Genomic DNA, 25357 nt, shown 5'->3' on the forward strand with positions numbered 1-25357 from the left:
GAGAAAACAATGAACTTCAATACACTTAAATCAATAGCCCTAGCCTTATTGCTTACGAGCATTGTCGGCTGTAGTACAGCACCTACACATTTAATTGTTTCACCTCAAGTTTATCTATCACCCTCAAATCAATTATCCGGCAAGCAAGCACAATTGAACGTTGTTGATATGCGTACAAGCCCGCATATCATCCAGATACTAGAAAAGGATGAAGCGGCAATCATTCTTTCGTCTGAGCAACGTCTTGAAGATATTATTCAGGGACTATTAGTGAAACAGTGGCAACAACAAGGTTTATCTTTGGCTAACTCAGCAAATAATAAAATAACCGTTTCCATAGAAAAAGCTATCATCAGTGTTGATCAGGAAAGTGTCAGTTACAGCACTCAAAGTGAAATTATCATCAAAGTTTCTATTGATAATACAAAACAGACGCTAACTAGCAGCTTTAAAAATAGAGCCCACAGTGAAGGTGCTCTTAACGCTGATATCGCCGTATTAGAACGTGAATTTAACCAGCATTTAAGTACATTGATAAAACAGATTCTAACCAGTAAAGATATTAAAACCTTCTTATAATATTAGGCAATGTGACAAACATCTTTAATCAAAGGTAGGCAGGTAATTTTGAAAAATATTGTTCAATTTATTATAACAAGCACTTTGCTAATCCTTAGTAGTTTTAGCTATGCGGTTGATCCAACTAATATATATCCTCAAGTAAAATTAGAAACATCGATGGGGGTAATTGTTGTTGAACTCGATAGAGTGAAAGCACCTATTACGGTGAATAATTTTCTGGAATATGTGGTAAAAGGAGAATATAACAACACTATTTTTCATCGCATAATCGATGACTTTATTGTCCAAGGTGGTGGTTATGACGCTAAGTTTACCGCCAAAGAATTAGGTAAGAACATTGTTAACGAGTCAGGGAATGGCCTAAAAAATGAAATTGGTACAATCGCTATGGCTAAAGAAAATAGGCCACATACAGCCAATCGCCAGTTCTTTTTTAACCTCGCAGATAATACAACTTTAGATCCAGGAAGAAAGTGGGGCTACGCTGTTTTCGGCGCCATTATCGAGGGTGAAGAAGTATTAGAAGCGATTGCTAAAGTACCAACAGATTATAACGATACTATGGCTTGGAATGATGTACCGGTAAAAGCAGTAATTTTAATTAAAGCAACATTATTACCGGCTAATGATTAAGTTTTCATCAACAATAACTTACAAAAAACCAACAAATAAAAACTGAATTTTCTTTGACAAAAAGCCAACTATCACCGATACATAAGTTAGCCAATAAATTTTCTCGCAAATAAATATCAAGCCGTGAATCAATATTAAAGGCAATAATACTTTTCGGTGAAAATTAAACCTATAGCTAACCACCGTCATCTTCTGTACCAAACGGTACATGTATTTTAAGGGGACTTCATGATAATTGAACAATTCATCGATCATAAAATACTACAAATGCATGCCTACGTGAGCGCAGTCATAGATCAAACACTTCACTATACTGAGCTCGACAGTTTTATTTTAGATACCATGTCTGAGTGGACCTTATTAAAAGTTGTTGATGAAACGCCACACAGTGCTAAAGAACGTGTATTTTGGCATTTAATGCATGAAGTTAGCTTACATGGCGCCTTAGCACTAAGCCAAGATCTGTTTTTTAAAAGTGAAATGAATACCTGTCTGGACTTTTTTAACGGGACTGGAAGTTACCCTATTGATTGCATCGGCTGGCGTCCAATTCCTTAAACAATGGTTTTAATAAAAAACCTTACCTTTCATTGCCTTTCCTCTTTATCAGCTTGCTAAATCAATCAATCAGCTTATTATTAGTGTCACTATCAATTAGACCTAAGACCTAAAGTATGTGCAGCCTCTCAGTAAAAGGTGCTATTTTAATTTTCCGAATGCAGCTCTGTATTTTCATTGGTTTCAGTTCTATTTTTAGCGCTATTTTTCCTTTAATGAGCCAACGATTATCCCCTGTTTATTTTAAAGGTAATGACTAAATGCAACAAAATAAAACATGGTTGCAGAGCGCCAAAATTTATTTAGAAAAACGTGTCGCCACTCTATTTTTCCTAGGGTTTTCTGCCGGTTTACCTATCCTTTTAGTTTTTTCGACACTTTCATTCTGGTTGCGTGAGGCCGGCGTCAGTCGTGCTAATATTGGGTACTTTAGTTGGATAGCTCTCGCTTATGCATTCAAATGGATTTGGGCACCTTTTGTTGATCGGTTATCGGTCCCTATTTTGACTAACTACTTGGGTCGTCGTCGAAGTTGGCTATTACTCTCTCAACTTTCGATTGTATTTTCGCTCGTTGGTATGGCCATGAGTGACCCGCAGGTTAACCTCACTCTTTTCGTTATTTTTGCAATGATTGTGGCATATAGCTCTGCAACACAAGATATTGTCATTGACGCATATCGAATTGAGTCTGCCCCTGAAAAGTTTCAAGCCGCAATGGCTGCTGCTTATATGACAGGGTACCGCCTTGCTATGATTATGGCTGGCGCAGGCTCTCTTGCTATTGCTGCTTGGGCAAGCCCTAGTGATGCATATCAACTGAGTGCATGGTCACTTTCGTATCTTGTAATGGCGGGCTGCATGTCTGTTGGCATAATAACTACGTTTATCTGTCATGAACCGGAATACCACGATAATCTCAGTAATAAGCGTAAAAAAATAGAAACCAAGCTTGAACATCAGAACATCCCCCATTGTTTTTCACGTTTTATCGCATGGCTTGATATCGCAATTGTCGCCCCCTTTTCTGACTTCTTTAAACGTTATGGAAAACAATCTCTATTAATATTATTATTAATCGGTACATACCGAATATCGGATATTGTAATGGGTATCATGGCCAATCCTTTTTATGTAGATATGGGCTATACCAAAGGAGAAGTTGCAGCTATAACTAAAGTCTTTGGTGTCATTATGACGTTAGTCGGTGCAGGCCTTGGGGGAATACTATTAACCAGATATAGCACTTATTCTATTCTTTTTTTAGGTGCTTTCTTAGTGGTTATCACCAACCTTATTTTTGCTGTACTTGCTTTTGTCGGCAAAGACCTTATCCTTTTAACCGTGATTATCTCTATGGATAATATTAGTGCAGGTATTGCCACAACAGCCTTTATTACTTATATATCTAAACTGACCAATATAGAGTTTTCAGCGACACAATATGCATTATTTAGCTCGATGATGTTGTTGTTCCCCAAATTTATTGCGGGTTTTTCAGGGGTGTATGTAGATGGCTTTGGATACGTAAACTTCTTTGTTAGTTCGGCTTTAATTGGTGTGCCCGTTTTAGGCTTAATTATACTATTAAAACAAGTAATTAAAGAAGATAACAACTGTGATGTGAATGAAAATCAAACAACAAATTAACAAGGTAGCAATATGATAAAATTTTTCTTTTTAATACCTATTATTATGTGTGCAATTTGGACTTGGTACCTTAATGCACATAATTACAGCCTTAAAGAAGGCATAAAAGGCTTCACTTACATTCTTATTTTCAACACTATCCTCGTTGGCTTCTTTGTGATGATGATTTATATAACCCATTCATAAATAGTCATATAATTATATTTTAAGTAAGCAACATGGCTTACTTAAAAAGTAGTCCAATGGCTAATTTAATAATATAGACAATGTTTCATACTGAATTAACCCGTTACCTTGATAAGAAACATAGCAAGCAGATTTTTTATAACATACACTGATGCCATATTTTTATAGCCTTTTATTAGTCTTATGTTAATTGTTGATCAAAGTGTTTTAGATGATATTGGTCGTGGCTTCTCTGTCCCAGCCCAACCCAAACTGCTGCTAGAGTTACTGACACTTATGGCAGAAGCAAACCCAGATATAAACGCTATTAGCCGCGCCATTAGTAAAGACATCGCGGTCAGCGCTACTATTTTAAAAACCATTAATTCCCCTCTATACGGTCTCGGCAGAACAATAACCGATATAAAAATGTCAGTGAACTACATTGGCATTTTTGGTGTCGTAATGTTGGTCACTGGTAGCTTACTTAAAAAGAGTTTTGATCCCAAAAGCTGCAGTATTAATTTGGAAGATTTTTGGCAATTTACTTCTGATATTGCCAATGCGGCCATGTTGCTTGGGCAGAGATATAAACCTGATATAGCTAATGATAGGTTTTTTAGTTTAGGGTTATTTCATGCCTGCGGTGTACCTGTTATGGCGATGAAATATAATGATTACCAACAGTTATTAGATAATGCATTAACAACGCCAGAGATAGCGCTTACTGAGGCAGAAGAACAACATTATGGCGTGAATCATGCGACTATTAGTTATTATGTTGCCAGTTCATGGCGATTACCCAAAGATGTTTGCCAAATTATTTTACAGCACCGTGATAGAAGTTTTATTAGTGAACTTGACGGCTCGCAAGAGCAAGATTTATTTGCCGTACTTAAGTTAAGTGAACAGTTAATTTCAATGAAGCACTCCGATTTTTCTAGTGCTGACTGGCCCTATGTACAAGAAAATGTTTGCAAGATATTGGCAATTGATGAAGAGATTTTACAGGATCTAGTTTCAGAGTTTGCTGACAGTAAATAATAACGGCACAGCTAACTAATTAAAGATGCTACCAAAGCATCTTTAATTAAATTCAACTATGGTTTATCGTAAACCGTTAGTGAACTGCCCCCAAGAAAGCAGTAATACTCTAAAGTCATCTAAACCACAGCTAGCCATTTCATTTTGATCTAAATGAATATGTTCATCTGTTAACATCTCAGGTAAACCTTCACCACTGCCGTTTAACGAGCCATTCATGCTCACATTAGTTTGAATCGAGACATCTTCATTATTTAACGTAATAGAATATTCGCTACCCGTGATGAGTAGCTCTTGAGACTGTCCTGTTTCAATGTTATCAATCGCAATTAATAGATCGGTAAGCTTAGTAACGTTATGTCCTAGCTCAACTTCCATCCATGGGCCTATGACCTCATGTTCTAACGAAAAGAGCGCTCGGGCTTCGCCTGTTATGGCGTCATGTACAAATTCGTATTCCATAGCCATTCCTATCAATGGGGTATAAAAGGGCCTATACCCAAGTATATTCAGGTAGCTTGGGTATATATTAAGTGTAGCAAAGCTTTGCAGCTTTTATAAAAAATAGTAGAACTTAGTGAGGTGATTACTGCGCTTGCCAGTTACAATCTAATAGTACTTTTTCATTCGATAGTTTATCTTGTTGGCTCAAATATATTTGGCCAATAAAGTTATCATTTTGACCAATAACACCCACACCTTTCGGTGTACCTGTCATAACAATATCGCCATCTTCAAGACTCATAAACGTTTGTAGTTCCTTTAAGATATCATCAGGTTTTGCCATCATTAAATTAACGCCGCCCTGCTGCTTGAGAGCATTATTAATCATAAGTGATAAGTTTAATTGCTGAATGTCTTCTTGCTCAATACTGACAAAGTCACTAAAAATAGCCGAGTTATCAAATGCCTTAGCACGCTCCCAAGGAAGTCCTTTAGCTTTTAACTTTCCTTGTACTTCACGTTTAGTTAAATCTAGACCAAGAGCCACTGCAGTGAATTTGCCACCCTGGTAAAGAAAACTTAACTCAGCTTCATAGTGTAATACATCATCATTATGCTTAGCATTAAGCACAGTATTAATTGCTGAGTTAGGCTTTAAAAATACCACCATTTCATCAGGTATTTCATTGGCAAGCTCTTTGATGTGCTCGACATAATTACGACCTATACATACAACTTTTGATGGAGTTATCAGCTGTGATGATTTTTCAGCTGAAACTAAAGTGACAGTATTCATATAAAGACCTATTTATCTTACGAGGAGTTATTAGGGGGCATACTAATCAGTTACGGGTTATTGAACAAGTTGATTTTCTGATTGACGGTAAAATATAAACGCATGCACCTCACCATCAAGACGAATAGCCATACAAATTCAACTAACAGAAAAATAGCAAAAACAACATATAAGCTCGGTTCAAATAGTACTGCCAACAGTGATAAACCACTTAAAATATGCATATAATAAAGTGCTAAACCATGTTTTTTATTTAAAAACTCATGCATATGAGGAATAAACTGCATCGCAGAAAAGTCAATAAAACAGCGTTGTTGAAGGTGAGTGTAACTCAAAAAGGGTAATATTTTTAGTAACATACCTTGGATTACGGAGAGTAAATAAAAGTAAATGAAAATTGAAGTTAATAGCATCCCCTTATCAGGTAGAGAGATAAATATAGGGGTCTGTTCTGCGCTATAAAAACTATCAGGTAAGAAGTAGAGTAGATTCAGTAACAGCAATGTTCCCGCTGCCAATTGCCAGTACTTGATACTGGTGTCGGGTACTTTACGTTTGCGCTGCTTGATCACATAAAATAAGCTAAAGGCGAACACACCATGGCTAATGAAAATAAGTCCTAAGGCAATCTCAGCATAAAAAACATATACTACCAGTAAGATAAAAATGCTGACACCAAGATATTGTCTTATGTATTTCGGCATATTTGGAGCGACATGAAACATAGGTAAAACTTGAAAGCTCACCGCAATAATTAACAAGCCTGCCCAGCCAACTAGCCCCATTAGCGCATGGATATCAGTAACATGTTTATCAAGCTTAATAAATGGCACCGTAATGCCCAATCTATTGGCTAAAAGTAATATGCCTAACAGCAGCAATATAACCAATGATGTTATCGCTAAGCGAAAACAATTAATGGAATCACCTTGGCTTATTTTTTTTATTAGCACCCAAATAATAGCACCGAGATAAATACTTACCCCAAAACTGAGCAACGCTAATGCAGCTAGCGTTAACCAGTTAATCGCCAGTACAAAACTTAACATTAAGGCCATTACACCAGCACAATATAAAGCGTGGCTACTGGTCGCTATGAGTCTAGGTTTGGCAATACCAATACCACCAATTACCGGCAATAATTGTAATAATGCGCCCATCATTACCATGGTTAAAAAGCCTAAAGTAAAACAGTGTGTTAGCGCCAACATATTCGGTTGCCAGCGACTTAACCATAGTGTTTCCCCTGAGAATAAAACTAATATCGCACAAGCGATGATAAAGATAGGCGCACTTAAGAAAAAACGAAAAGGTAAATCAATAGGAGGTAATGCGTTAAATGACAAGCCTGACATATTCATAGCGAGCCCTTACTTTGGTGTACTTGTTTGAAAGGTTTGACCGTCAAAGTGCTGCTCAAATAATTGTTGTTCGATGTGACGATAGATGAACAATGAAATATGATCATCATCATGTACTTGGCAGTGGTACGCCCAACCTGCTTGAATCAGTTTTTCATACAAAGGAAAGGGCTGTCGTCTATGGGTAACCAATAAACAATGGCCTAGTGCCAAACTAGCCAACGCAGTTAAAATCACTGTCATTGGCTCAGGTGGGGCAAGCTCACTTACATCAACGGATACAAGCTGCATGATAACTTAAACTTCTGCGTTGGCTTTGAAGCCCTCAATAAGCTGATCGCCATCGCTTAAATGTTGCGCCATCATAGGATAAAGCATCATTTCTTCTTTCATATTATGCTGCTGCATCATTACCATCAAGGTTTCAGATAAGCCTAAATATTCATCTTTATCTTTGGCAGCAAGAGCATTATCGAGTGATTGCACCAAAGCACGCATTTGCTGATGTTCCATACGCATGACTTGTGTCGGTCCTGCTGTCATACCAGTAGCTTTTTCAAACTGTGGAAATAAAGTATCTTCTTCTTGGGCGAGATGCTCAGTTAATTCACTAGCAAACAGCTGCCACTTGGCTAATGCCAACGACCAATTTTTATCGGCAACAGCCGCTTCGGCTTCAGAAAAAAACTCATCACATTCTCTATGTTTTGACGTCATGTACTCTGGAATTGAACTCATAAAATTTCCTACTATTTATTATCAATGTTGGCATGTTAAAGCAGGAACCAATGCCATGTTTTGACCTACATTAACAAAATCTCAAGCAAATAATAATTATTATCTCTAGAGCCTCGATTGATGTTCTAAATCAATATGGTTAAGCGTAAAAAGCCACTATCGCCAACGCCACTATTACCAAACTCACGGTAAAGCTGTTCACAAGTGAATACTAGTTTTCACTGTTGATAACAGTTCAAAACTAACCTTTAAGGTAGGCTCATTACTTTATCCTTTCTACATGGTCCAAACTTATGACATTCAATAAAACATTGTTAACGCTATCGTTAACCTGTTCATCATTTTACAGTGTCGGCGCCGCCTTCCAGTTGGCTGAGCATAGTGCTGCGGGTTTAGGTCGAGCGTTTGCTGGTGAAGCTGCAATTGCCGATGATGCGTCTGTAATTGCACGCAACCCTGCCCTTATGGCGCAATTTGATCAAATAGAGTTATCATTCTCTGGCACTTACGTTATACCTGATGTCAGTTTAACGGGTATTGATGCACCAACGGGTATTAACCCCGTAACATTGAATGATACTAGTATTGCGCCAAGTGCGATCATTCCCGCAATATATCTCGTCGTGCCGCTAAATGACAAATTTGCACTAGGTTTTGGCACCTTCTCTAATTTTGGTTTAGCGACTGAGTTTGAAGATGATTATGCTGCTGGGCAAATCGCGGGGGAAACTTCAATTACGACTGTTAATTTTAATTCCAGCCTCTCTTATAAAGTAAATGATAACTTTGCCATAGCAGGCGGTTTTAATGTGGTTTATGCCGATGCTTCCTTAATACGTAATTTTGGTGACAGCCCTATGCCTTTACCATCTGAAACGGTCGCTGCAAATTTGTCTGGCGATGATATCTCCTATGGTTGGAACCTAGGTTTATCCTATGATTTTAACGAAAACAATAGACTAGGTTTTAGCTATCGAAGTGAAGTAGAACTAACACTTGAAGGTGATTACAGTAATGGTTTACCTGCTAACCTTGGTGGTTTAGCGGGTGAAGTAGTCATGGGCACCATGGATATAACCTTACCTGCAACTATGGAATTTTCTGGTTTTCATCAATTAAATAATTCCTTAGCTGTGCATTACTCTGCCATGTGGACTGGTTGGAGTAGTTTTGATGAACTAGCGGGATACGCTGAAGGTTAGAAGACCCAGTATTTTCAAAGCAAGAGAGCTTTGCCGATTCAATGCGATACGCCGTTGGTGCCACCTATCAATTAAGCAGTAATATAAAACTCAGAACGGGTATAGCTTACGATCAAACACCTACGGATGAAGAACATCGATCTATCTCAATTCCTGATAGTAATCGTATTTGGGTAAGTGGCGGCTTAAATTATAGCTTTGACGAGCAATCATCGATAGATTTAGGTGTCAGTATCATTCAAGGTAACACCGAAAAATTCACTGAAAAAGATGACTTAGGCCAACAATGGACATTCGAATCACAAGGTGATGCTTATATTGTTTCTGCACAATACAATCATGCTTTCTAGGGTGTTGTGTGAAGGTTAAATGGCTAAGAATAGCTGAAGAGTATAGTTAACTTAAGTTAATAGAATCCTCGCGGTGTATGACGAGGATTTTTATTCTAAAAAGACGCTAAGGCCATTTTTTACTGTTCATCTTTTACGGCTAACAAGTTACGAATCGAAACGGTGATTTCTTCAATATTATCGACATCAACCGGAGCAATGAAAATAGTGTCGTCTCCAGCAAGAGTACCTAAAATACCTGCAGACTCTCCCATACTATCCAGCATACGAGAAATTAATGGCGCAGCGCCAATTCCTGTCTTTAAGATGATTTGCATTTGATTATGCTTAACACTCAATACCACTGATTCGATTGATTGCTTTGATTTTGGTACGGCCAATTCATCCGGCAGTATATAAATCATTTCATTATTGGTGTTACGCGTTTTAACTGCACCGAGTTTAGATAACAAGCGAGAAATTTTCGCTTGCGACATATCTTCGAAACCCTGCGAAGCAAGAGCTTCTGCTAACTGACCTTGAGAACCATAACATTGTTCTTTTAATAATCTTTTAAATGCTTGAACTAATAGGGATTCTTTTTGTTTTCGGCTGCTAGTCATTTAGCTTCTTCATATAATTAATTGGTATTAATTAATTCTACACTATTGATACTCGATTAGTGAATATTTATTCAATAATTGTCATGTTTTTTAGGCTGAAATCACCTTCATATCATTATCTCAACGAAAATCATTAAAATCAGTATTTTATTGGTAAGCTTTTAAGGGGATTTTGTGAAAAACCACACGCCTCGCTCTGTGGAGATGACAATGTTATCAGTAATCAACGTCTCTTCTTCGCCATTTTGAGTTCATGGCTAGCAATAAATCGTTAACGATTAATAACTAAAAGAAAGTAAATCCCTCTTAGGGTAGTCACTAAAGACAAGCTAAAGGTGATCTAAAAATGATCTAAAGACAAATAATGGGCTAGAAAGCCCATTACTTGTTAACAAGTGTAAATTTTACCCGTGCCTACAATGACATAACAAAATCTAACAACGCTTGTCTATCTGCTTGTGTCATAGCCATGAAGTCTGCTTTACTTTGCTGCGCTTCACCACCGTGCCATAAAATAGCTTCTTCAACCGTTGCAGCTCGGCCATCATGTAAAAATCCTGCGGCAGGGTTCACTGTTTTAGTTAAGCCTATTCCCCACAAGGGTCTAGTTTTCCATTCAACACCGGTAGCAGTGAAGTCTCGACGGTTATCAGCTAAGCCTTCACCTAAGTCATGTAATAACATATCAGTGAAGGGATATATTTTCTGCCCTTTCAGCCCTTCAGGTGCCGGTAAACCACCCACTAATAATTCACCCTTTGCGGTGGTAAAATCAGGTTGATGACAGCCAGTGCAATTAACTTGATCAAAAAGCTGCGCACCAGCTATCACGGATTCTTTTTCAATATTTCGCCTTGCTGGTACTGCTAACGTTTCAGCATAAAACACGACTTCATCGGAAAACTCTTGTGAAGCTTCAGTGTTACCTTGTTCATCAACACCTGTATCAACAAAATTTGTCCGTGTTAAATAACTTTCATGCAACGGTGTGTTCGCAATACTTTCATCAGGAAATAATGGATTGGTCACGCCCATATCGCCTCGTAATGCCCCTAGAGATTGCACACGAACGCTCGGCGTACTGGCTTTCCAACCAAAACGACCTAAAGATACTGGTATAGGATCATTACCTTGTGCTTTGACAGGGTCGAATACCCAATTTGGACGCCCAGATATTCCATCACTATTAGAGTCATTTTCATCGGCGTTTGCCAAAATATCCGCATCACTGATCAGTTCAAGTAAACCTAAGCCGAAAACTGGCATGCCGTTTCTTGGACTGTATCGAACATCGGCTTGTAATATCGCACTGTCTAACCGGTTTTCGGTACTTACATCATAAGGCTGTTCAATCGAAAAAATCGGTTTTTTAAGTTCAACAGAACTGCCATCTGCATATTCCACGGTCGAATATTCATAAGCAAGATAAACATCTGCTTGACCAATGAAAGGGTTCTCTTGCCAATCATCTCGGGCTTTTAATACGCCTCGATGAAATAGCTGTGTGCCAAAGCCATCAACACCCGCATTTTTACAATAATTGTTCTCTGCAGATGGATTAGAACATTCGCCATCATCAATACTCATGCGTAAGAAGATCCCTGCTTCAGGACCCAATAAAACACGCTCTTGACCTTGTGCCAACGTAATCGTTGAGGGTCGCCCATCACGTTGATGACAAGAATTACAATCTTGATTATTAAAGACAGGTCCTAAACCATCGAGTTCAGGGTGTTCACTATTTGGAGCCGTAGTAAATGCGGTTTCAAAATGAGCATCACCGGCTAAATGTTTAGTTAATTGTTCATCAGTTAAGTTAGGCATAGGCGTTGAAAATCCATGCCCAGAATCACTCGCACTAACCGCCGTAGCATCACCACCTAATTGACTTACATGGGTATAGGCAACTTGGGATATTTCTTCTTTTTTATCTGAGCTGCTTGAGTTACAGCCAGAAACAATTATCGAACTCGCGATAATGATGGTCAAGCTTGACCATTTTGCTCTTCTTAAATTTTTCATTGAGAATACTTCCAGGACATTCACAGGTGTGCATCCTTGCACGACATTCATCCTTGAAAAACACTTATGATAGCGAGCTAAATTACTGCTGCCATTCTTTCAATTGCGTCAACACATCATTCTCTAACGAGGTTTGTAATGTTGTTAACGTATCAATTGCTGTTTGAATTCTAACGCGAGCATCAGCATTATTAATGGCCTGTCTAAAAGGTAGGTCATTGTCACCTGCAATGGCTTTAATTGCTGCGATAGCATCAGCTATTTCAGTGTCTACACGTGTTGCTATAGCGGCATCTGCTGCTGTAACAAAATCAATAATACCGGTTTTATCTGCTTGCCCTAGGAACTCGCCACGATAAACATTTTGAACACCTTGAATATTGTCAGTAAAATCGGCTAGAGAGTTCCAGCTATATTGTGATTCTACTTTTGTGGTATCAATGTTATCAATACTGCTACCAAAGGGTTCAGCGATTTTACCATTGCCTACCTCATCAACTATCCCGATCATGCCGTTAATTAATTCTTCGACTACACCTAACTGAGAAGCGTAAACAGCATTATCCGCTGTCAGTAATAAGTCTTTATATGCAGGAGAGTTAGCATCATTTGGATCATTTGCAACAGTCCATGCATCAAACAATGTTTGCGTATGAGTTTTGAAAACTTCTGCAGCAGCAGATAAGTATTCACGCTCTAAGGCTGTCATTTCACCAATAGCTTTTTCATTGTCGGCAACACCATCACCAAACAATAAAAACTCCATGGTATGGAAACCTTGTACGTCATCATTAAATGCTTTTAATTCAGTAGCATTAAAGCCTGATTGAGAGTTTAACAAGGCTTGTAAGTCACTGGTATTCAATGGCCATGTATCTAAATGTGGGTCAATGGAAAGTGCATCAACAGGACCGAATATATGAGACTCACCTTGTTCCCAATGTACACGAACATCTTTCCAAGCTTGTTGCGCTGCCGCTAAATTTTCTTCCGTAGCGGTATTGGCTAAATTTTGAGTGGCTAATAAAAAATCTGCTGCCTCATCATTAAGGTTTTTATAGCCTGCAACAATTACATCGTTGGTTAAGTTAGTGATCATTTCAGTTGCTTCAAAGGCAAACCCTGTTAATTCAGCAGGTACCTCAGGAGCTTCTGATGAACTGCCGCCACAACCAGTAAGAAATGCGCTCGACAAGGCCAAGGCCAGAAGTGATTTTTTTAACATTTTATTATGTTCCTTGTTTAAATATTGATATTGATTAACTAGGGTCTGTTAACCTTTCGCGGTTAAATTTTGTTCGCCTTTTTTAAAGAGATAAAAGCGTTTTAATCGCGGCGAGTAGTGTGTAACCTAGTAATTCTAAGTAAACACTACTTAACAAAGAGTAAAACGCTTTTAGCCGAATCCTTCGGACAGCGTTTGTAGGGTCTTTTTACTGCGTTATCGCCTTTTTATGTGGAATAACCACATGACAAATGCTCCGCCTTGTATAAATACCCAACAATTCGCTGCAAAAACAATCTCGAAAGTTCAACAGACCCTATTATTAAAATTTTATATTGAGAAAAAGTAACCCATCGATAGACTGAAGCTTGTGCTGTCATCCAAATCACTTTGTGCATACATCTGTTGTGCTACTTGTGCTTTTAGGACAATGTTTTTGATAGGAAAGTAATTAATACCGACAGCAACAGATTCTTTATTAAAGCGGTCGGTTGCATTGCCCTGCTCAACCTTTTTAATTGGGTTGGCATATTCATACGTGGTGTATAAATAAAGAGGATTACTTAAATTGAAAAGACCTTGGCTGTTATAAGCCAACTCAACAAATGCTGACTCAGCTTCACTACCTAGCTGTGCAAAGTTACCTGGTTTAAGGCCCGGCGTGGTTTTATTGGCATTGGTTATCGCTTCGCTATCATCTAACGTACCAAATAGATATTGCCCTCTAACTTGCCAGTTTTCATAGCTGTAAGCACCGTGAAGACCGATGATGGTGAGATTTCCGTCGCCAGCAACTTTAGTGGTATTATTTCGGTTTCCTGAGGTGTCACCGGTATAATAACTAACGCCAAATCCATTACCTGCTTTTATATCGCCGTAATCTAAACGAAGCGTTAGTGCTAAATCATCTGCATTAACTTGTTCAAATCGTTTTTGATGCCCAGTAGCTACCCACTCATAAGTTCGAAAATACTCTGAGTTTAGTCCTGTTGTTATTAAGGTTTGTGCCGTAAACCCCTGCCATTTACTGATCAAGTTAACACCTGTTTCGTGCCATACTTGTGGAATGAGTGTCGCTTCACTCCAATGACGTTGAGTCGTAAAATACTGGCCTGGTTTATGTAAATCAGTACCTAAACCGACAGGAACAAAAATGTGGCCCATTTTAATGGTGAAATTATCATTCGCTGTATATTTTGCTTGTAGCTTTTCAACAATAACTTCGCCGCCCGCTTCAATTTCTGTTTCAAACTCACCAAACTCTTCAAAACCGTCATATTCAAGTGTTGAACCTACGCCGCCATGTTCATATTCAAGTTCAATTTCAACTTGCCATTTAGCATCAAAGTCATAAACAAACTCTAAAACAACTCGCTCTAAATCAGTGGTAGCTTTACGTTCTGGATCTATGTCTTGGATATTACGGTAAATCTCTTCGTTTTTATAAAGGACACTGCCGTAAGAGTTAATTTGCCAATTTTTATTATTAGCATTACTTGCTGACTCCTCTTCATGACGCTGATTTTGTGCACTTACCATTGTTGTTTTTAACTCTGCTAATTGATTTTCAATCAGTTGCAGTTGCTCTTTTTGTTTTAATATTTCTGTCTGTAATTCAGTTTCACTAGCCGCAAAGCTTTGATGGTGAAAGAGAAACAAGGTATTTATGGCTATAAATTTTAGGACGTTATTCATGGAATCACTCAAATATAAACGAGAATTAATACTATTTGCGGTAATGATAATGACACTTGTTTACAATTACAAGTGAGAATTGTTTTTATTTGTGATTAGCTTGGGATAAATCAATAGAATAGTGAAGTTCAAGCAAAATCCGATAGGTCCTACTTCATTACTCATCCTTAACGCATAGTAAAATACGCCACAATAATGATGAGTTTTATGACAATAATGACACTTCGCGGATTACTTTTTGAAACCAATCTTTACAATTGAAATTAATAATTTTCATTGTTTTTTTTGACTAAGGGTTATCACTAGCGCACACTCCCTTGTCGATATTTATTATCAAAAAAATTACAACCAAATAACAACTAAATAACATAAAATGTAGTCACCACAACTAATTTGATTCGGTTCAAAACTACATAAGAAAAGTAGGATAGCTATGATTAAAATGAAACAATTTCTGAGCTTGTCAGTAATACTGCCGACACTAGCTCTTAGCGCAGGTTCAGCATTAGCAGATGAAGGTATGTGGCAGCCAAACCAATTACCAACTATCGCCAAGGAATTAACCAACGCGGGTTTAAAATTAAATCCAAATGATTTAACCGACCTTACCGGCTTCCCTATGGGTGCCATTGTTAGTTTGGGTGGTTGTACCGCATCGTTTGTTTCTGATCAGGGCTTGGTAGCAACTAACCATCACTGTGTTTACGGTTCTGTACAATACAATTCAACAGCAGAAAACAACTTACTTAAAAATGGTTTTTTAGCTAAAAATTTCGCTGAAGAATTACCGGCAACACCAGGTAGTCGCATTTATGTAACAGAAGAAATTACCGAAGTAACTAAACTGGTAAAATCAGGTGTTACTGAAAAAATGTCAGGTAGTGATCGTTATAAAGCGGTTGATACCAATTCTAAAAAATTAGTCGCTGAATGTGAAAATGATGATAGATACCGCTGTAGTGTGGTTAACTTTCACGGCGGTTTAGAGTATTACTTATTCAAGCAGCTTACTATTCGTGATGTTCGTTTAGTCCATGCGCCTGCTAGCAGTATTGGTAAATACGGCGGCGATATCGATAACTGGATGTGGCCACGTCACACAGGTGATTACGGTTTTTACCGCGCTTATGTTGGTAAAGATGGCCAACCTGCTGATTTCAGCAAAGACAATGTTCCATACCAACCTAAGCATCACTTAAAAGTTAACAAAAGTAGTGTTGATGACGGTGATTACATCATGGTTCTTGGTTACCCTGGCCGAACTAATCGCTACCGTACAGCTTATGAAGTTGAAAATACTTTCTCTTGGACTTACCCACACGCTAAAGCTTACCGCGAAGAGATTATTGATTTAATTCATACTCATTCAGAAGTAGGTAGTGAAGCGCGTATTAAATATGAAAGTACGTTAGCCGGTCTTGCTAACTATGCTAAAAACTATGGTTCAATGATCCACAGTTACAACAAGGGTACTTTCTTACAACGTAAGCAAGAACTTGAAACAAACTTAGCTAGCTGGTTAAACAGCAGTGCAAAGCGTAAAGCTCAATATGGCGAAGCGCTATCTGGTTTAGACAAATTAGTTAAAATGGATGACAAACAACAAGCTCGTGATTTAATTTTAGGTTACATGCGTTACAGCAAAATGTTATCAACTGCGAAAAAACTTCACCGTTTAGCCGTTGAAAACACTAAGCCAAATATTGACCGTGAACATGGTTATCAAGAACGTGATATCGCCCGTTTTGAGCAAGGTATGAAATCTGTTGATCGTCGTTATGATGAAAAAATTGACCAAGAAATTCTTGTAGCTATGTTAACGCACTACGTTGCTTTACCTAAAGCTGAGCGACTTAAATCATTTGATAAATTCTTTGGCTTAACGAATACCACAGCTAAAAACTTTAACGAGAAGAAGCTTCGCAAGCAATTAAGCAAAATGTATAAAAACACCAAGCTTAATTCACAAGAACAGCGTTTAGCGCTTATGAATAAATCGGTAAGTGACTTTAACAAGAGTAAAGACCCGTTTATTCAATTAGCTGTTTCTAGTTTTAAAGAACGTAAAGCGATTGAAGATAAATCTAAAGAGCTAGCGGGTAATATCCAAGCTTTCCGTCCTAAGTACATGGAAGCGCTTATTGCTTACTTCAACGATAATGACTTACCTGTATATGCCGATGCGAACAGCACTTTGCGTATTACTTACGGTAATGTAAAAGGTTACTCTCCTCAAGATGGTTTAACGGCTACGCCTTATACTACGCTTGAAGGTATTGTCGCTAAAGATACTGGTGTTGCACCCTTTGATGCTCCGCAAAAGCAATTAGACTTAATCAATAAAAAACAGTACGGCGAGTATGCGAAAAAAGCACTTGGTTCAGTACCTGTTAACTACTTAGGTACACTTGATATTACCGGTGGCAACTCAGGCTCACCTACACTAAATGACAAAGCTGAATTTGTTGGTTTAGTATTTGACGGTGTTTATGAAAGCATTATTGGTGATTGGGATTACGATACTAAGTTGAATCGCTCAATTCACGTTGATGTTCGTTACATGCTTTGGGTTATGGAGCACGTAGATGGCGCCACTAACCTAATCGAAGAAATGGATATTGTTGAATAGCCTTTCGCTTATTCAACTTTAATCATAAAAATCCGGCCAAGCGCCGGATTTTTTTGTTTTCAATTTACTAGCAGCTCATGCATTATCTGGATTTTAACTTGATGGTATTGTCAAAAGCATCTGAGTTTTCAATATTTTTTAAGGCCTCAGCAGTCGGTAAAGTGTCGTTGGAAACAAATTGAATAACACTTAGATCTGGCTGACAAAAGAGTATATCGAATGCTAAACGATCCAAGCCATATAAACCACGATGAATCATATTCGCCGAAAAGATTAATAAATCTCCCGCTGCTAATTTAATGATCTTGCCTTGCGAGAGCGCTTGATCATTTTTATGGCCATTTTGCTCTAACCTTACATTTAGTTCTTCAGTAGAATCCCAACGTTTATGTGTACCTGGCACTAATTCAATACCCGGTTCATCAAGTAAAGGTAGCCGAAAATGAATAACCTCAGAGGCCGACAAAGCCGATTTTTGCTGTTCAATAGAGAGGTGGTATTGCGGATCTCTGTGCCAATAGTTACTCTGCTTTGGATTCATGGGATTAAAAAATAGTTGGGTATTTAAAAAACAAGGCTGTTCGGGTATCAGTTCATTAACAACAGACATCACTTTTTCTGAGCCAATAAAATCGAACAGTACTTGTCGCTGTTTATCATTTAAATACTGGTTATTAGTAAGGTAAGCTGAGTTAACTGCGTTCTGCGCATAATAAGTAGCATTTTCCTTTTGCCATAAACGATGAAACTCCGCCAGTATGGCATGCAACGTTGAGACTTCACTATCGTTAAGGAAGTTTCGTATAAGTAAGTAACCACTTTCATTGTATGCTTTATTCATAATGAGTTTTACACTTAACATTTGCTTTCAATATTACCGTTAAATCTTTACGCTTAAGAGTAACATCAAGTATTAGTAGTAAGCATTTTCTTCACGCCAGTATAGCTATGATAGAACGTAAGGTGGGCTGCTTTAGAGAAGTTATCATCTCTAAGTTCGTATTGAGAAATCCACTGAATAAGCATGGTTAAGTTAGTATCTTGTTCCATTTTAGACGCGTATTTATGCGGTTCCCAAGGTCGGTTCTTGGCATTTTCAATGCAATCATCAACAGGTAAATTCATAAAGATAATCTCTGTTGATTGCTCTTTGGCGATCTTTAATAAGTCACTATAGCAACCTTCAATAACCCACTGGTCATGCTCTCGCATAAACGTTTCAATCGCTTTAGCACTTTCAACTAACGGTACTCTGGTTGGTGGATTGGTCGCTTGCCAAGCAAGTAAGTCGAGATCTAAGTGTGCCAGTAAATCTACCTTAGCTAATCGCTTAGCTAAGGTAGATTTACCACTGGCTGAATTACCAAAAACTAACACCTTCTGCAATATTCTTTCCTCGCAGCTTAGCGCGTCACTTATCATAAGTAATGCTTAATTATGTTATCTAATATCCCACATTTTCATGATTTTAAAAACAGGTAAGCGTTTGTTGTCCAAAACAACAAGATAACTAAATTTACTGGGTTAACGCTCGCCATGCTTTCACGGCTTCAGCATGACCATTTTGAGATTTGATATACAGATTTAATAACTTCAGTTCGTTGCTTTGTCTTGCTTCAATGGGTTTTGCTGGTACTTCAATTAATGATATCCCTGCTTGCTGACTGCAGGCTTTAAAGTAAGTTTTAAACTCTCTGACGCTAGTACATGTTTTGCTATCACCTTGGTAGGCTTTCACTAAACTATGTACATCAAATTCACTGTCATTACAGTGATAAATAGCGCCATCACCACTTTTTCCTAAGTGAAAAACATTATTACGCATATAAACGATGGTAACGTCTGACTTATCCTTTAAAAAATGGATCAGTTCATTTAGCTGAAAATGAAAACCTCCGTCACCAATGATTACCACCGCACGTTCTGCTATTTGTTGTGACTTTATACGCTGAGCAACTACTCTGGCATAAGGTAATGCTGTGCCCATTGCGCCATACCAAGGATTAGTGAGCCATGAGCGACCAAGTATTGATTGACGAACTTTTAAGCTGTAACTGGCAAAGTATGAATTACCCACTTCAGGTAGATAAACATAGGTACTCGCATCTTGTGCTTGTAAGTCGTTGAGTGTTTGCGCCAAGTTATTAAAATCTATGTCATCATCACCTTTGGCTAATTCATGACTTTCAATCTGTGGGGCTAGGGTTGTTAAAGCTCTTTGAGAAGGCGCTGTAAAGTCGAAGGGGATAATATCTTGTTCCAACAAGCGCTCAAAGATTGCGATAAGGTCTTTTTCTAACAGTGAACCGCCTTTTAATAGTGTCTTATTGTCAAAGCGCTCAATTTTATGGGTACCAGTACCAAAAGCAATATTACTGTCTTGCGGGAATATACTGGTCGCAATATCAATAACATAATCAACTTGCTGTTCAATGTACTCACGGCCAGTTGTTTGGGTAAAAATACCATTGTAAGCGCCTAAACACAGTGGCGCATATTCATCAAAAAGTCCTTTAGCAAACCAAGTGGTGGCGTAGGGAATATTAAATTTATCAGCAAAACTAATGATCAAACTTTTAAGTTTTTCATTGTGCTTTAGACGATCGCCTAAGTAGAGCATAGGTGCTTTGGCTTGGGCCAATTTTTCTAGAATATTATCAACAATTAGCTCTGTCCCCGCTAAAATATTACTACCGCAACAAATATTATCTAAAGTGCTTGGTAGCTTAATCGGTTGGGTTTTTGCAAAGACTTGGTCGCGTGGCACTTCAATAAAAACTGGTTGTTTGTTCTTATACGCCTCACTGACAATTTGATAAAAACGTTGTCCGGCAATATTAGGATGCCCTTCTACTCGCTGCCCTTGTAAACGTTCTACACGCATACCCAAGGCCGAAAAGGCTTCTAAAGCATTATCATATTCAGCCTTCCATGAGGCATTGGGATGAATAGTATGATGAATAGCCACTTGATTTACTTCACTTTCTGCAGGAGCGCCTGAAATAAAAACAACAGGCAAACCCTCGGTTACTGCTAATGCGGCAGCACTAGTACAAGGTAAGCTACCAACCATATAGGTAGTTAAACAAAACCCCATACCGTCGACTTCAGCCTGAGCACAGGCTGAAAATCCTGCATGCATTTCATTACTTGAGGGATTAATTTGAATGCCTTCGCCATGCTCATTAACACCAAGGGCTGCTATTAAGTTAGCAGCAAAATCACCACCAACACCATAAATGTGCTGTCCACCAAAAAAGCGAATAACATCGCTCATGGTTTCGCCTAAAGTAGGTAATTGTTCATTGTAATCTTTGCCAAAGTTCATTTCATACGACATATTTTTAATCTCTCCCATAAAGTTTATCTCTGTACTTTAAAGGGCTATTAAACAACCAATATGATTAAGATCATATTTTATGATCTTTAGATAAAATCACTATGAAGTCGTGTGTGCAGTCTTTTTTACAGTTTTTGTAAAGCTGTAATTGAGAAATGACAGCTCAATTGATTTTGGTTTTACTAGTGAGCTTGCAACTGAGGTAGGGTCAAATCTGAAAGGAAAATGAGGAATGCTCATATTTAAAAAGAAGCATTCCTACAGTATCAATAAATATTTTCGCTGTTAGGTGAGGTTAAATTTTCTCAAATAACATCACAAAGCGATCCGTTTTACGGCGTAGTTCAGGAACAAAAACTAACTTAGAGTGATCATCTGCATTGTTTTCTAATATTTTGGAGGTTTTAACTAATTTAAAGCCACGTTTTTCTAAATCAGCTTTAACATATGCACTATCAATTCTATGCAGTGATTTAACATCAAGAATACCACTATTTTCTGTTGCATCATGGTCGATAACTAATAATTTCCCGCCTGATTTTAATGATTTAAGCACTTGTGGCATCACTTCATCAGCCGTGAAATTCCAGCTATCTTCTTTGAAAAACATGTCATGGAAACCCAAAACTAAAAAAGCACTATCATAAGTATTTTCACTAAGTTTTAAGTTATCTGCCTCACTGAGTAAATAAGTAACATTTTTCAACCTGTCATTGGCAAGCCTAACTTTTATCGATTTTTCTGCATACTTTAGGTATGCCTTAGGTATTTGCAGGGTAACTTCGCCTTTTTCACCGACAACTCGCGATAGTAGTTCAGAATAATAGCCTCCACCAGCTAACAAATCGAGTACCTTGTCACCCTTTTTAACGCCGACAAACTCGATAATTTGTGCAGGTTTTCTGCCACTATCTTGCTGGGTATCGTCATCACTTCGACCTGATAAATCGAGTGAACCGGCTAAAAGTGGTGCACTAAAAGCTAATAAAGTCATTGCAGAAAGTGCCGCTAACTTAGCGGTAATTTTCCCTTGAAATGTGTTCATACTCATTGTTATTTCCTTAGCTGTTATTATAGGTATTAAGGTTATACGTTGCGAAAATGTCACTATTAAATGAGTTTACAACGTATTATACCCGTAATCATTCAAAATGCTCGATTCAGAGTGCTTGAGCAATGTCAGTTTGAGGCGCGTCAATTAAATCATGGTCATTCCCTATTTCTTTGATGCAACAATAAAATGGCTTTGCTCAAGCGCTTCTGCGATGGGGCTAAAAACGATTGATGCGTCGTTATTGATTTTGAGAATGGAACAACCATTCCCTTTAATCAATGCCTTGTCTCAATCGTTTTTTTCTCCCACTGAAACATGCATTTTGAATGGTCACGGGTATAAATAAGCTAACAGTCTATAACAGTGTTTTCATTGAGCAATAAGTAACTTGTTTCAAAATATGTAACGCGCGTTAATTTAGTGCAGGTTAGGTGCAGGAAGTACTTCAATTCGATTTCGACCCTTTTCCTTTGCTAGATACATAGCTTTATCAGCATCGTTAATTAATTGGTCTAAGTTTTTATGACGTTCACTGAGCATAGAGATCCCAATACTTAAGGTCACACAAACTTCTTTACCATCCAGTGTCACGCAATGCTTAGCCAATGAATTCTGTATACGGTTAGCGGTTTCAATACCTCCGGCTATATCACAATTTGGCAAAACGATAATAAACTCCTCACCTCCATATCTTGCTAAAAAATCAATATCACGTATTTCTTGGCTACAGATATTACAAATATGGATTAATAACTCATCACCAAATAAATGACCGAACTCGTCATTAACATGCTTAAAAAAGTCGCAATCTAACAGTAATAACGTTAATTTATTTTTACTTCTCTTTGCCCTAGAAAATTCCATACTTGCACGCTCAAAAAGGGCGCGTCGATTGGCCACTTGAGTCAATGGGTCGGTCTTTGATAACAACTCTAATACATGTGTTCTTTCCTCAACAATTTTTTTCATAACGGTTAAGGAGACAGTAGACTCACTTAATTTTTCATTCATAGCATTAAACGCTATAGCGATACTATCAAACTCTTTAGAGTGATGAGAAAGCTGTATGTTTTGATAGTCACCACTGTGGTTTTTCTCAAAAGCATGTTTAACTTCATTCAGTGATTTTCTGACTATAGAGGTCAAGGTAAAAGCACCAAATAACAAAGCGAGTATACTGACTGCGGAAACTGTAATAATAAAAATAGCTTGATTTTTAATGGTGTTGTAAATATCTTTTTGTGCTATTGCTGATAGGTGTAAAGCATCTGATCGAATAGCTTCTAGCTGTGTCATCAACTTTGCTTTCAAATGCGTTTTTATTACCTCGCTGGCATTTTTTAGTTTGTTTTTATTTATCAGAGTAAAAAGGTTTTTCAAACTTTCATTTTGACTTTGAAGGCTATTTTGAATGGTTAGTTGTTGATCTGTTAATTTGGGTGATGATTTGAGTAGTGCAGTGAGTTTTAACTCTAACGATTGCCAATCATTAATACTGTAATTACTGTCATAAATATTATCATTGGCGACCAGTTGCTTTAGTGTATTTGTCTGGTTAGTGAGTTGTTGCGCATAATTATTTCGACTAAAAGCGAGCTCTATCGCCTGTGATGACCAGATGACACTGCCAAGTAACAAGACAAATAATAAACAACAACTGAGAGTGAAAAAAAAGATACGTTGCAACAAACTGATATTCATCGTAAATCTTCCTTTATTGGGGGATATTTACCGCATTAGGCATAACTTGCAACATAGCTCTGCTGTCAATAAAGTGCTCTATATTGGGGACTTCATTAAATTGAGTCATCTGGGTCGCAACAGCCCAAATGGCTTGTGATTCAACACTTAACATTAAAGACTGGTTGAGCCCTAGTTTGAATATATAATCGGACCATACCCAATCAATAAATTTAGCTGAAAGTTTAAGTTCATTCATCACTATTTGTTTAGACTCAGAAGGATGAGAGGCAATATAATCAATAGCAATACTCAGTCCTTGGATAACACATTTTGCCTTTTCCACCAGTAAATTATCTGCAGTGACAGAAATCAAATTAAAACTTAAGGAGTTTAAACTTTTAGTGTTATGTATTTTAATTTGGCCATTAAGCAATTGATCGCTTTGAAATCCAAAAGGTTCCCAAGGCACGAAGGCATCAATATCATTATTTATAAAGCCATTCATTAACTGTTCTGGTTTGTAATGATGAAGCTCTACATCTTCTATGGTTAACCCCTCAAGCGCTAACAAAGTACTCAAGAAGTATTCACTTGCAGTACCTTGAGTCACACCAACTCGCTTTCCTTTAAGATCCATGGTTGAGTTGATTTTAGCGGAGGTTCTAGTGATGAGTTTGACATCATTATCAGATTGAACAAACATTGCATGGGTGACAAATGCTTTGTTCGCCAAACTTTGAAAAGCGATAACTGAGTCTGAACTAGTACCGAAATCAACATCACCATTCATAACTTTGGCAAATGCTCTTTGTCCACCAACAACCTCATCAAATTTGACACTAACGCAAGTTTCATCGAAGGCTCCTATTGCCTTAGCAACATAGAAAGGCGTTGATAACGGTGTTTTAGAAACCGCAATCATTAGCGGATATTTTGGCTGCTGCCAATGAGATTCAAAATTAGAATAAAGCCAGACAGCACTGATAAATACAATCAGCATAATCAAAGACAAAATAAGGTTTTTATTAATCAAAATAATCAATACAAAATAAAGGTTTTGTTAAGTATAGAAAGGATTCATGAAATAGGATCATTGTACTGACATTTACTTATATACCCATGATACTTCAAGAGGCGAGTTTCATGATGACTGTGCGATTTATGATCGAGGCGCCTCTTTTTATTAAGGGTTGTTCCCTTAAAAAGAGAGGCAACGAAGAGCATTATTCTCTCAGACATCCCCGTAGGGCTGGTTTAGAAAAGCTTTATGCTAAGTTATTAATGTCGATAAGGGAACAACCATTACCTTCAATCAATAACTTGCCTAAAGACGCTTCTAATTCCAGCTGAATCCTGTCTCTTGAGGTAACATGGGTATACATCAGTAACACCTTAATTAGTAAGACCTATAGCACTTAAAAGTGCCTTAACCCTCGTTATTTCCTCCCTAATATTATGACAAGTACGTCATAAGTCTTTTCACCTTTACTTCACTTCGATATTCATCACGAGCAAATAGTATAAATTACACTTTCTAACAGTTTTTCGACACTTAGATTACTGATTTTTACATCAGCGTTCGTCA

21 protein-coding genes and 2 pseudogenes are annotated in these 25357 nt (G+C 37.8%); 8 read left to right on the forward strand and 15 right to left on the reverse strand.

The window, feature by feature from the left end:
* The first annotated feature begins 9 nt into the window (after window positions 1-9).
* From ESZ36_RS17335 to ESZ36_RS17355, 5 genes are all read left to right on the forward strand, one after another.
* On the forward strand, window positions 10-579 hold the full coding sequence (locus ESZ36_RS17335; RefSeq protein ID WP_146790204.1) for a YajG family lipoprotein: 570 nt from the start codon (window positions 10-12) through the stop codon (window positions 577-579).
* A gap of 57 nt (window positions 580-636) precedes the next feature.
* Window positions 637-1215 (forward strand): peptidylprolyl isomerase, encoded by a 579-nt coding sequence (locus tag ESZ36_RS17340; RefSeq protein ID WP_170235874.1) that lies wholly within the window; start codon window positions 637-639, stop codon window positions 1213-1215.
* A gap of 228 nt (window positions 1216-1443) precedes the next feature.
* On the forward strand, window positions 1444-1773 hold the full coding sequence (locus ESZ36_RS17345; protein WP_146790207.1) for a hypothetical protein: 330 nt from the start codon (window positions 1444-1446) through the stop codon (window positions 1771-1773).
* A gap of 260 nt (window positions 1774-2033) precedes the next feature.
* Entirely contained in the window at window positions 2034-3422 is a 1389-nt protein-coding gene (locus ESZ36_RS17350; protein ID WP_146790209.1) for an AmpG family muropeptide MFS transporter, read from the forward strand.
* A gap of 369 nt (window positions 3423-3791) precedes the next feature.
* A complete protein-coding gene (locus tag ESZ36_RS17355) occupies window positions 3792-4631 on the forward strand; it encodes an HDOD domain-containing protein (RefSeq protein WP_146790211.1) in 840 nt (279 codons plus the stop codon).
* Between the two features lie 63 nt (window positions 4632-4694).
* Here the strand turns inward: ESZ36_RS17355 and ESZ36_RS17360 are convergent, their stop codons facing one another.
* From ESZ36_RS17360 to ESZ36_RS17380, 5 genes are all read right to left on the reverse strand, one after another.
* Complete coding sequence (locus ESZ36_RS17360; RefSeq protein WP_146790213.1) at window positions 4695-5093, reverse strand: YacL family protein; 399 nt, start codon at window positions 5091-5093, stop codon at window positions 4695-4697.
* A gap of 124 nt (window positions 5094-5217) precedes the next feature.
* Entirely contained in the window at window positions 5218-5871 is a 654-nt protein-coding gene (locus ESZ36_RS17365; RefSeq protein WP_146790215.1) for a fumarylacetoacetate hydrolase family protein, read from the reverse strand.
* Window positions 5872-5921: 50 nt separating this feature from the next.
* Window positions 5922-7232, reverse strand: a complete 1311-nt coding sequence (locus ESZ36_RS17370) for a hypothetical protein (RefSeq protein ID WP_146790217.1) — start codon at window positions 7230-7232, stop codon at window positions 5922-5924.
* A 9-nt stretch (window positions 7233-7241) separates the two neighbouring features.
* Window positions 7242-7523 carry a DUF2249 domain-containing protein gene (locus ESZ36_RS17375; protein ID WP_146790219.1) on the reverse strand — a complete coding sequence of 94 codons (282 nt, stop codon included), beginning with the start codon at window positions 7521-7523 and terminating at the stop codon, window positions 7242-7244.
* Between the two features lie 6 nt (window positions 7524-7529).
* On the reverse strand, window positions 7530-7970 hold the full coding sequence (locus ESZ36_RS17380; protein ID WP_146790220.1) for a hemerythrin domain-containing protein: 441 nt from the start codon (window positions 7968-7970) through the stop codon (window positions 7530-7532).
* A gap of 293 nt (window positions 7971-8263) precedes the next feature.
* Between ESZ36_RS17380 and ESZ36_RS17385 the strand changes: the two are divergent.
* Window positions 8264-9522 (forward strand): annotated as a pseudogene (locus ESZ36_RS17385) (outer membrane protein transport protein).
* A gap of 119 nt (window positions 9523-9641) precedes the next feature.
* On the opposite strand, the gene argR reads toward ESZ36_RS17385, so the two are convergent.
* From argR to ESZ36_RS17400, 3 genes are all read right to left on the reverse strand, one after another.
* Window positions 9642-10124 carry a transcriptional regulator ArgR gene (argR, locus tag ESZ36_RS17390; protein WP_146790223.1) on the reverse strand — a complete coding sequence of 161 codons (483 nt, stop codon included), beginning with the start codon at window positions 10122-10124 and terminating at the stop codon, window positions 9642-9644.
* Window positions 10125-10538: 414 nt separating this feature from the next.
* Window positions 10539-12146 (reverse strand): di-heme oxidoredictase family protein, encoded by a 1608-nt coding sequence (locus tag ESZ36_RS17395; RefSeq protein ID WP_146790224.1) that lies wholly within the window; start codon window positions 12144-12146, stop codon window positions 10539-10541.
* A gap of 82 nt (window positions 12147-12228) precedes the next feature.
* Window positions 12229-13371: an imelysin family protein gene (locus ESZ36_RS17400; protein WP_146790226.1), complete on the reverse strand. Its 1143-nt coding sequence runs from the start codon at window positions 13369-13371 to the stop codon at window positions 12229-12231.
* A gap of 117 nt (window positions 13372-13488) precedes the next feature.
* Between ESZ36_RS17400 and ESZ36_RS22970 the strand changes: the two are divergent.
* Window positions 13489-13710: pseudogene (locus ESZ36_RS22970) on the forward strand (hypothetical protein).
* On the opposite strand, the gene ESZ36_RS17405 reads toward ESZ36_RS22970, so the two are convergent.
* On the reverse strand, window positions 13702-15066 hold the full coding sequence (locus ESZ36_RS17405) for a hypothetical protein (protein ID WP_146790228.1): 1365 nt from the start codon (window positions 15064-15066) through the stop codon (window positions 13702-13704). The pseudogene ESZ36_RS22970 and the gene ESZ36_RS17405 sit on opposite strands and share 9 nt — an antisense overlap.
* A 433-nt stretch (window positions 15067-15499) precedes the next feature.
* Between ESZ36_RS17405 and ESZ36_RS17410 the strand changes: the two genes are divergently transcribed.
* Window positions 15500-17695 carry a S46 family peptidase gene (locus ESZ36_RS17410; protein ID WP_211357807.1) on the forward strand — a complete coding sequence of 732 codons (2196 nt, stop codon included), beginning with the start codon at window positions 15500-15502 and terminating at the stop codon, window positions 17693-17695.
* Between the two features lie 82 nt (window positions 17696-17777).
* Here ESZ36_RS17410 and ESZ36_RS17415 read toward each other — a convergent pair whose 3' ends face one another.
* The 6 genes from ESZ36_RS17415 to ESZ36_RS17440 all read right to left on the reverse strand — a co-directional run bounded on the left by ESZ36_RS17415 (window position 17778) and on the right by ESZ36_RS17440 (window position 24772).
* Window positions 17778-18536 carry a phytanoyl-CoA dioxygenase family protein gene (locus ESZ36_RS17415; protein WP_146790230.1) on the reverse strand — a complete coding sequence of 253 codons (759 nt, stop codon included), beginning with the start codon at window positions 18534-18536 and terminating at the stop codon, window positions 17778-17780.
* Between the two features lie 65 nt (window positions 18537-18601).
* Window positions 18602-19081: an AAA family ATPase gene (locus ESZ36_RS17420; RefSeq protein WP_146790232.1), complete on the reverse strand. Its 480-nt coding sequence runs from the start codon at window positions 19079-19081 to the stop codon at window positions 18602-18604.
* A 130-nt stretch (window positions 19082-19211) separates the two neighbouring features.
* Window positions 19212-21035, reverse strand: a complete 1824-nt coding sequence (locus ESZ36_RS17425; RefSeq protein ID WP_246129152.1) for a thiamine pyrophosphate-dependent enzyme — start codon at window positions 21033-21035, stop codon at window positions 19212-19214.
* A 295-nt stretch (window positions 21036-21330) separates the two neighbouring features.
* Window positions 21331-22086, reverse strand: coding sequence for a class I SAM-dependent methyltransferase (locus tag ESZ36_RS17430; RefSeq protein ID WP_246129153.1), 756 nt, complete (start codon window positions 22084-22086; stop codon window positions 21331-21333).
* 420 nt (window positions 22087-22506) lie between these two features.
* A complete protein-coding gene (locus ESZ36_RS17435; protein ID WP_146790234.1) occupies window positions 22507-23790 on the reverse strand; it encodes a sensor domain-containing diguanylate cyclase in 1284 nt (427 codons plus the stop codon).
* A gap of 13 nt (window positions 23791-23803) precedes the next feature.
* Window positions 23804-24772: an ABC transporter substrate-binding protein gene (locus ESZ36_RS17440; RefSeq protein ID WP_246129154.1), complete on the reverse strand. Its 969-nt coding sequence runs from the start codon at window positions 24770-24772 to the stop codon at window positions 23804-23806.
* Between the last annotated feature and the right edge of the window lie 585 nt (window positions 24773-25357).

Origin of the sequence: Colwellia demingiae (assembly GCF_007954275.1) — a bacterium.
Classification (GTDB): domain Bacteria; phylum Pseudomonadota; class Gammaproteobacteria; order Enterobacterales; family Alteromonadaceae; genus Colwellia; species Colwellia demingiae.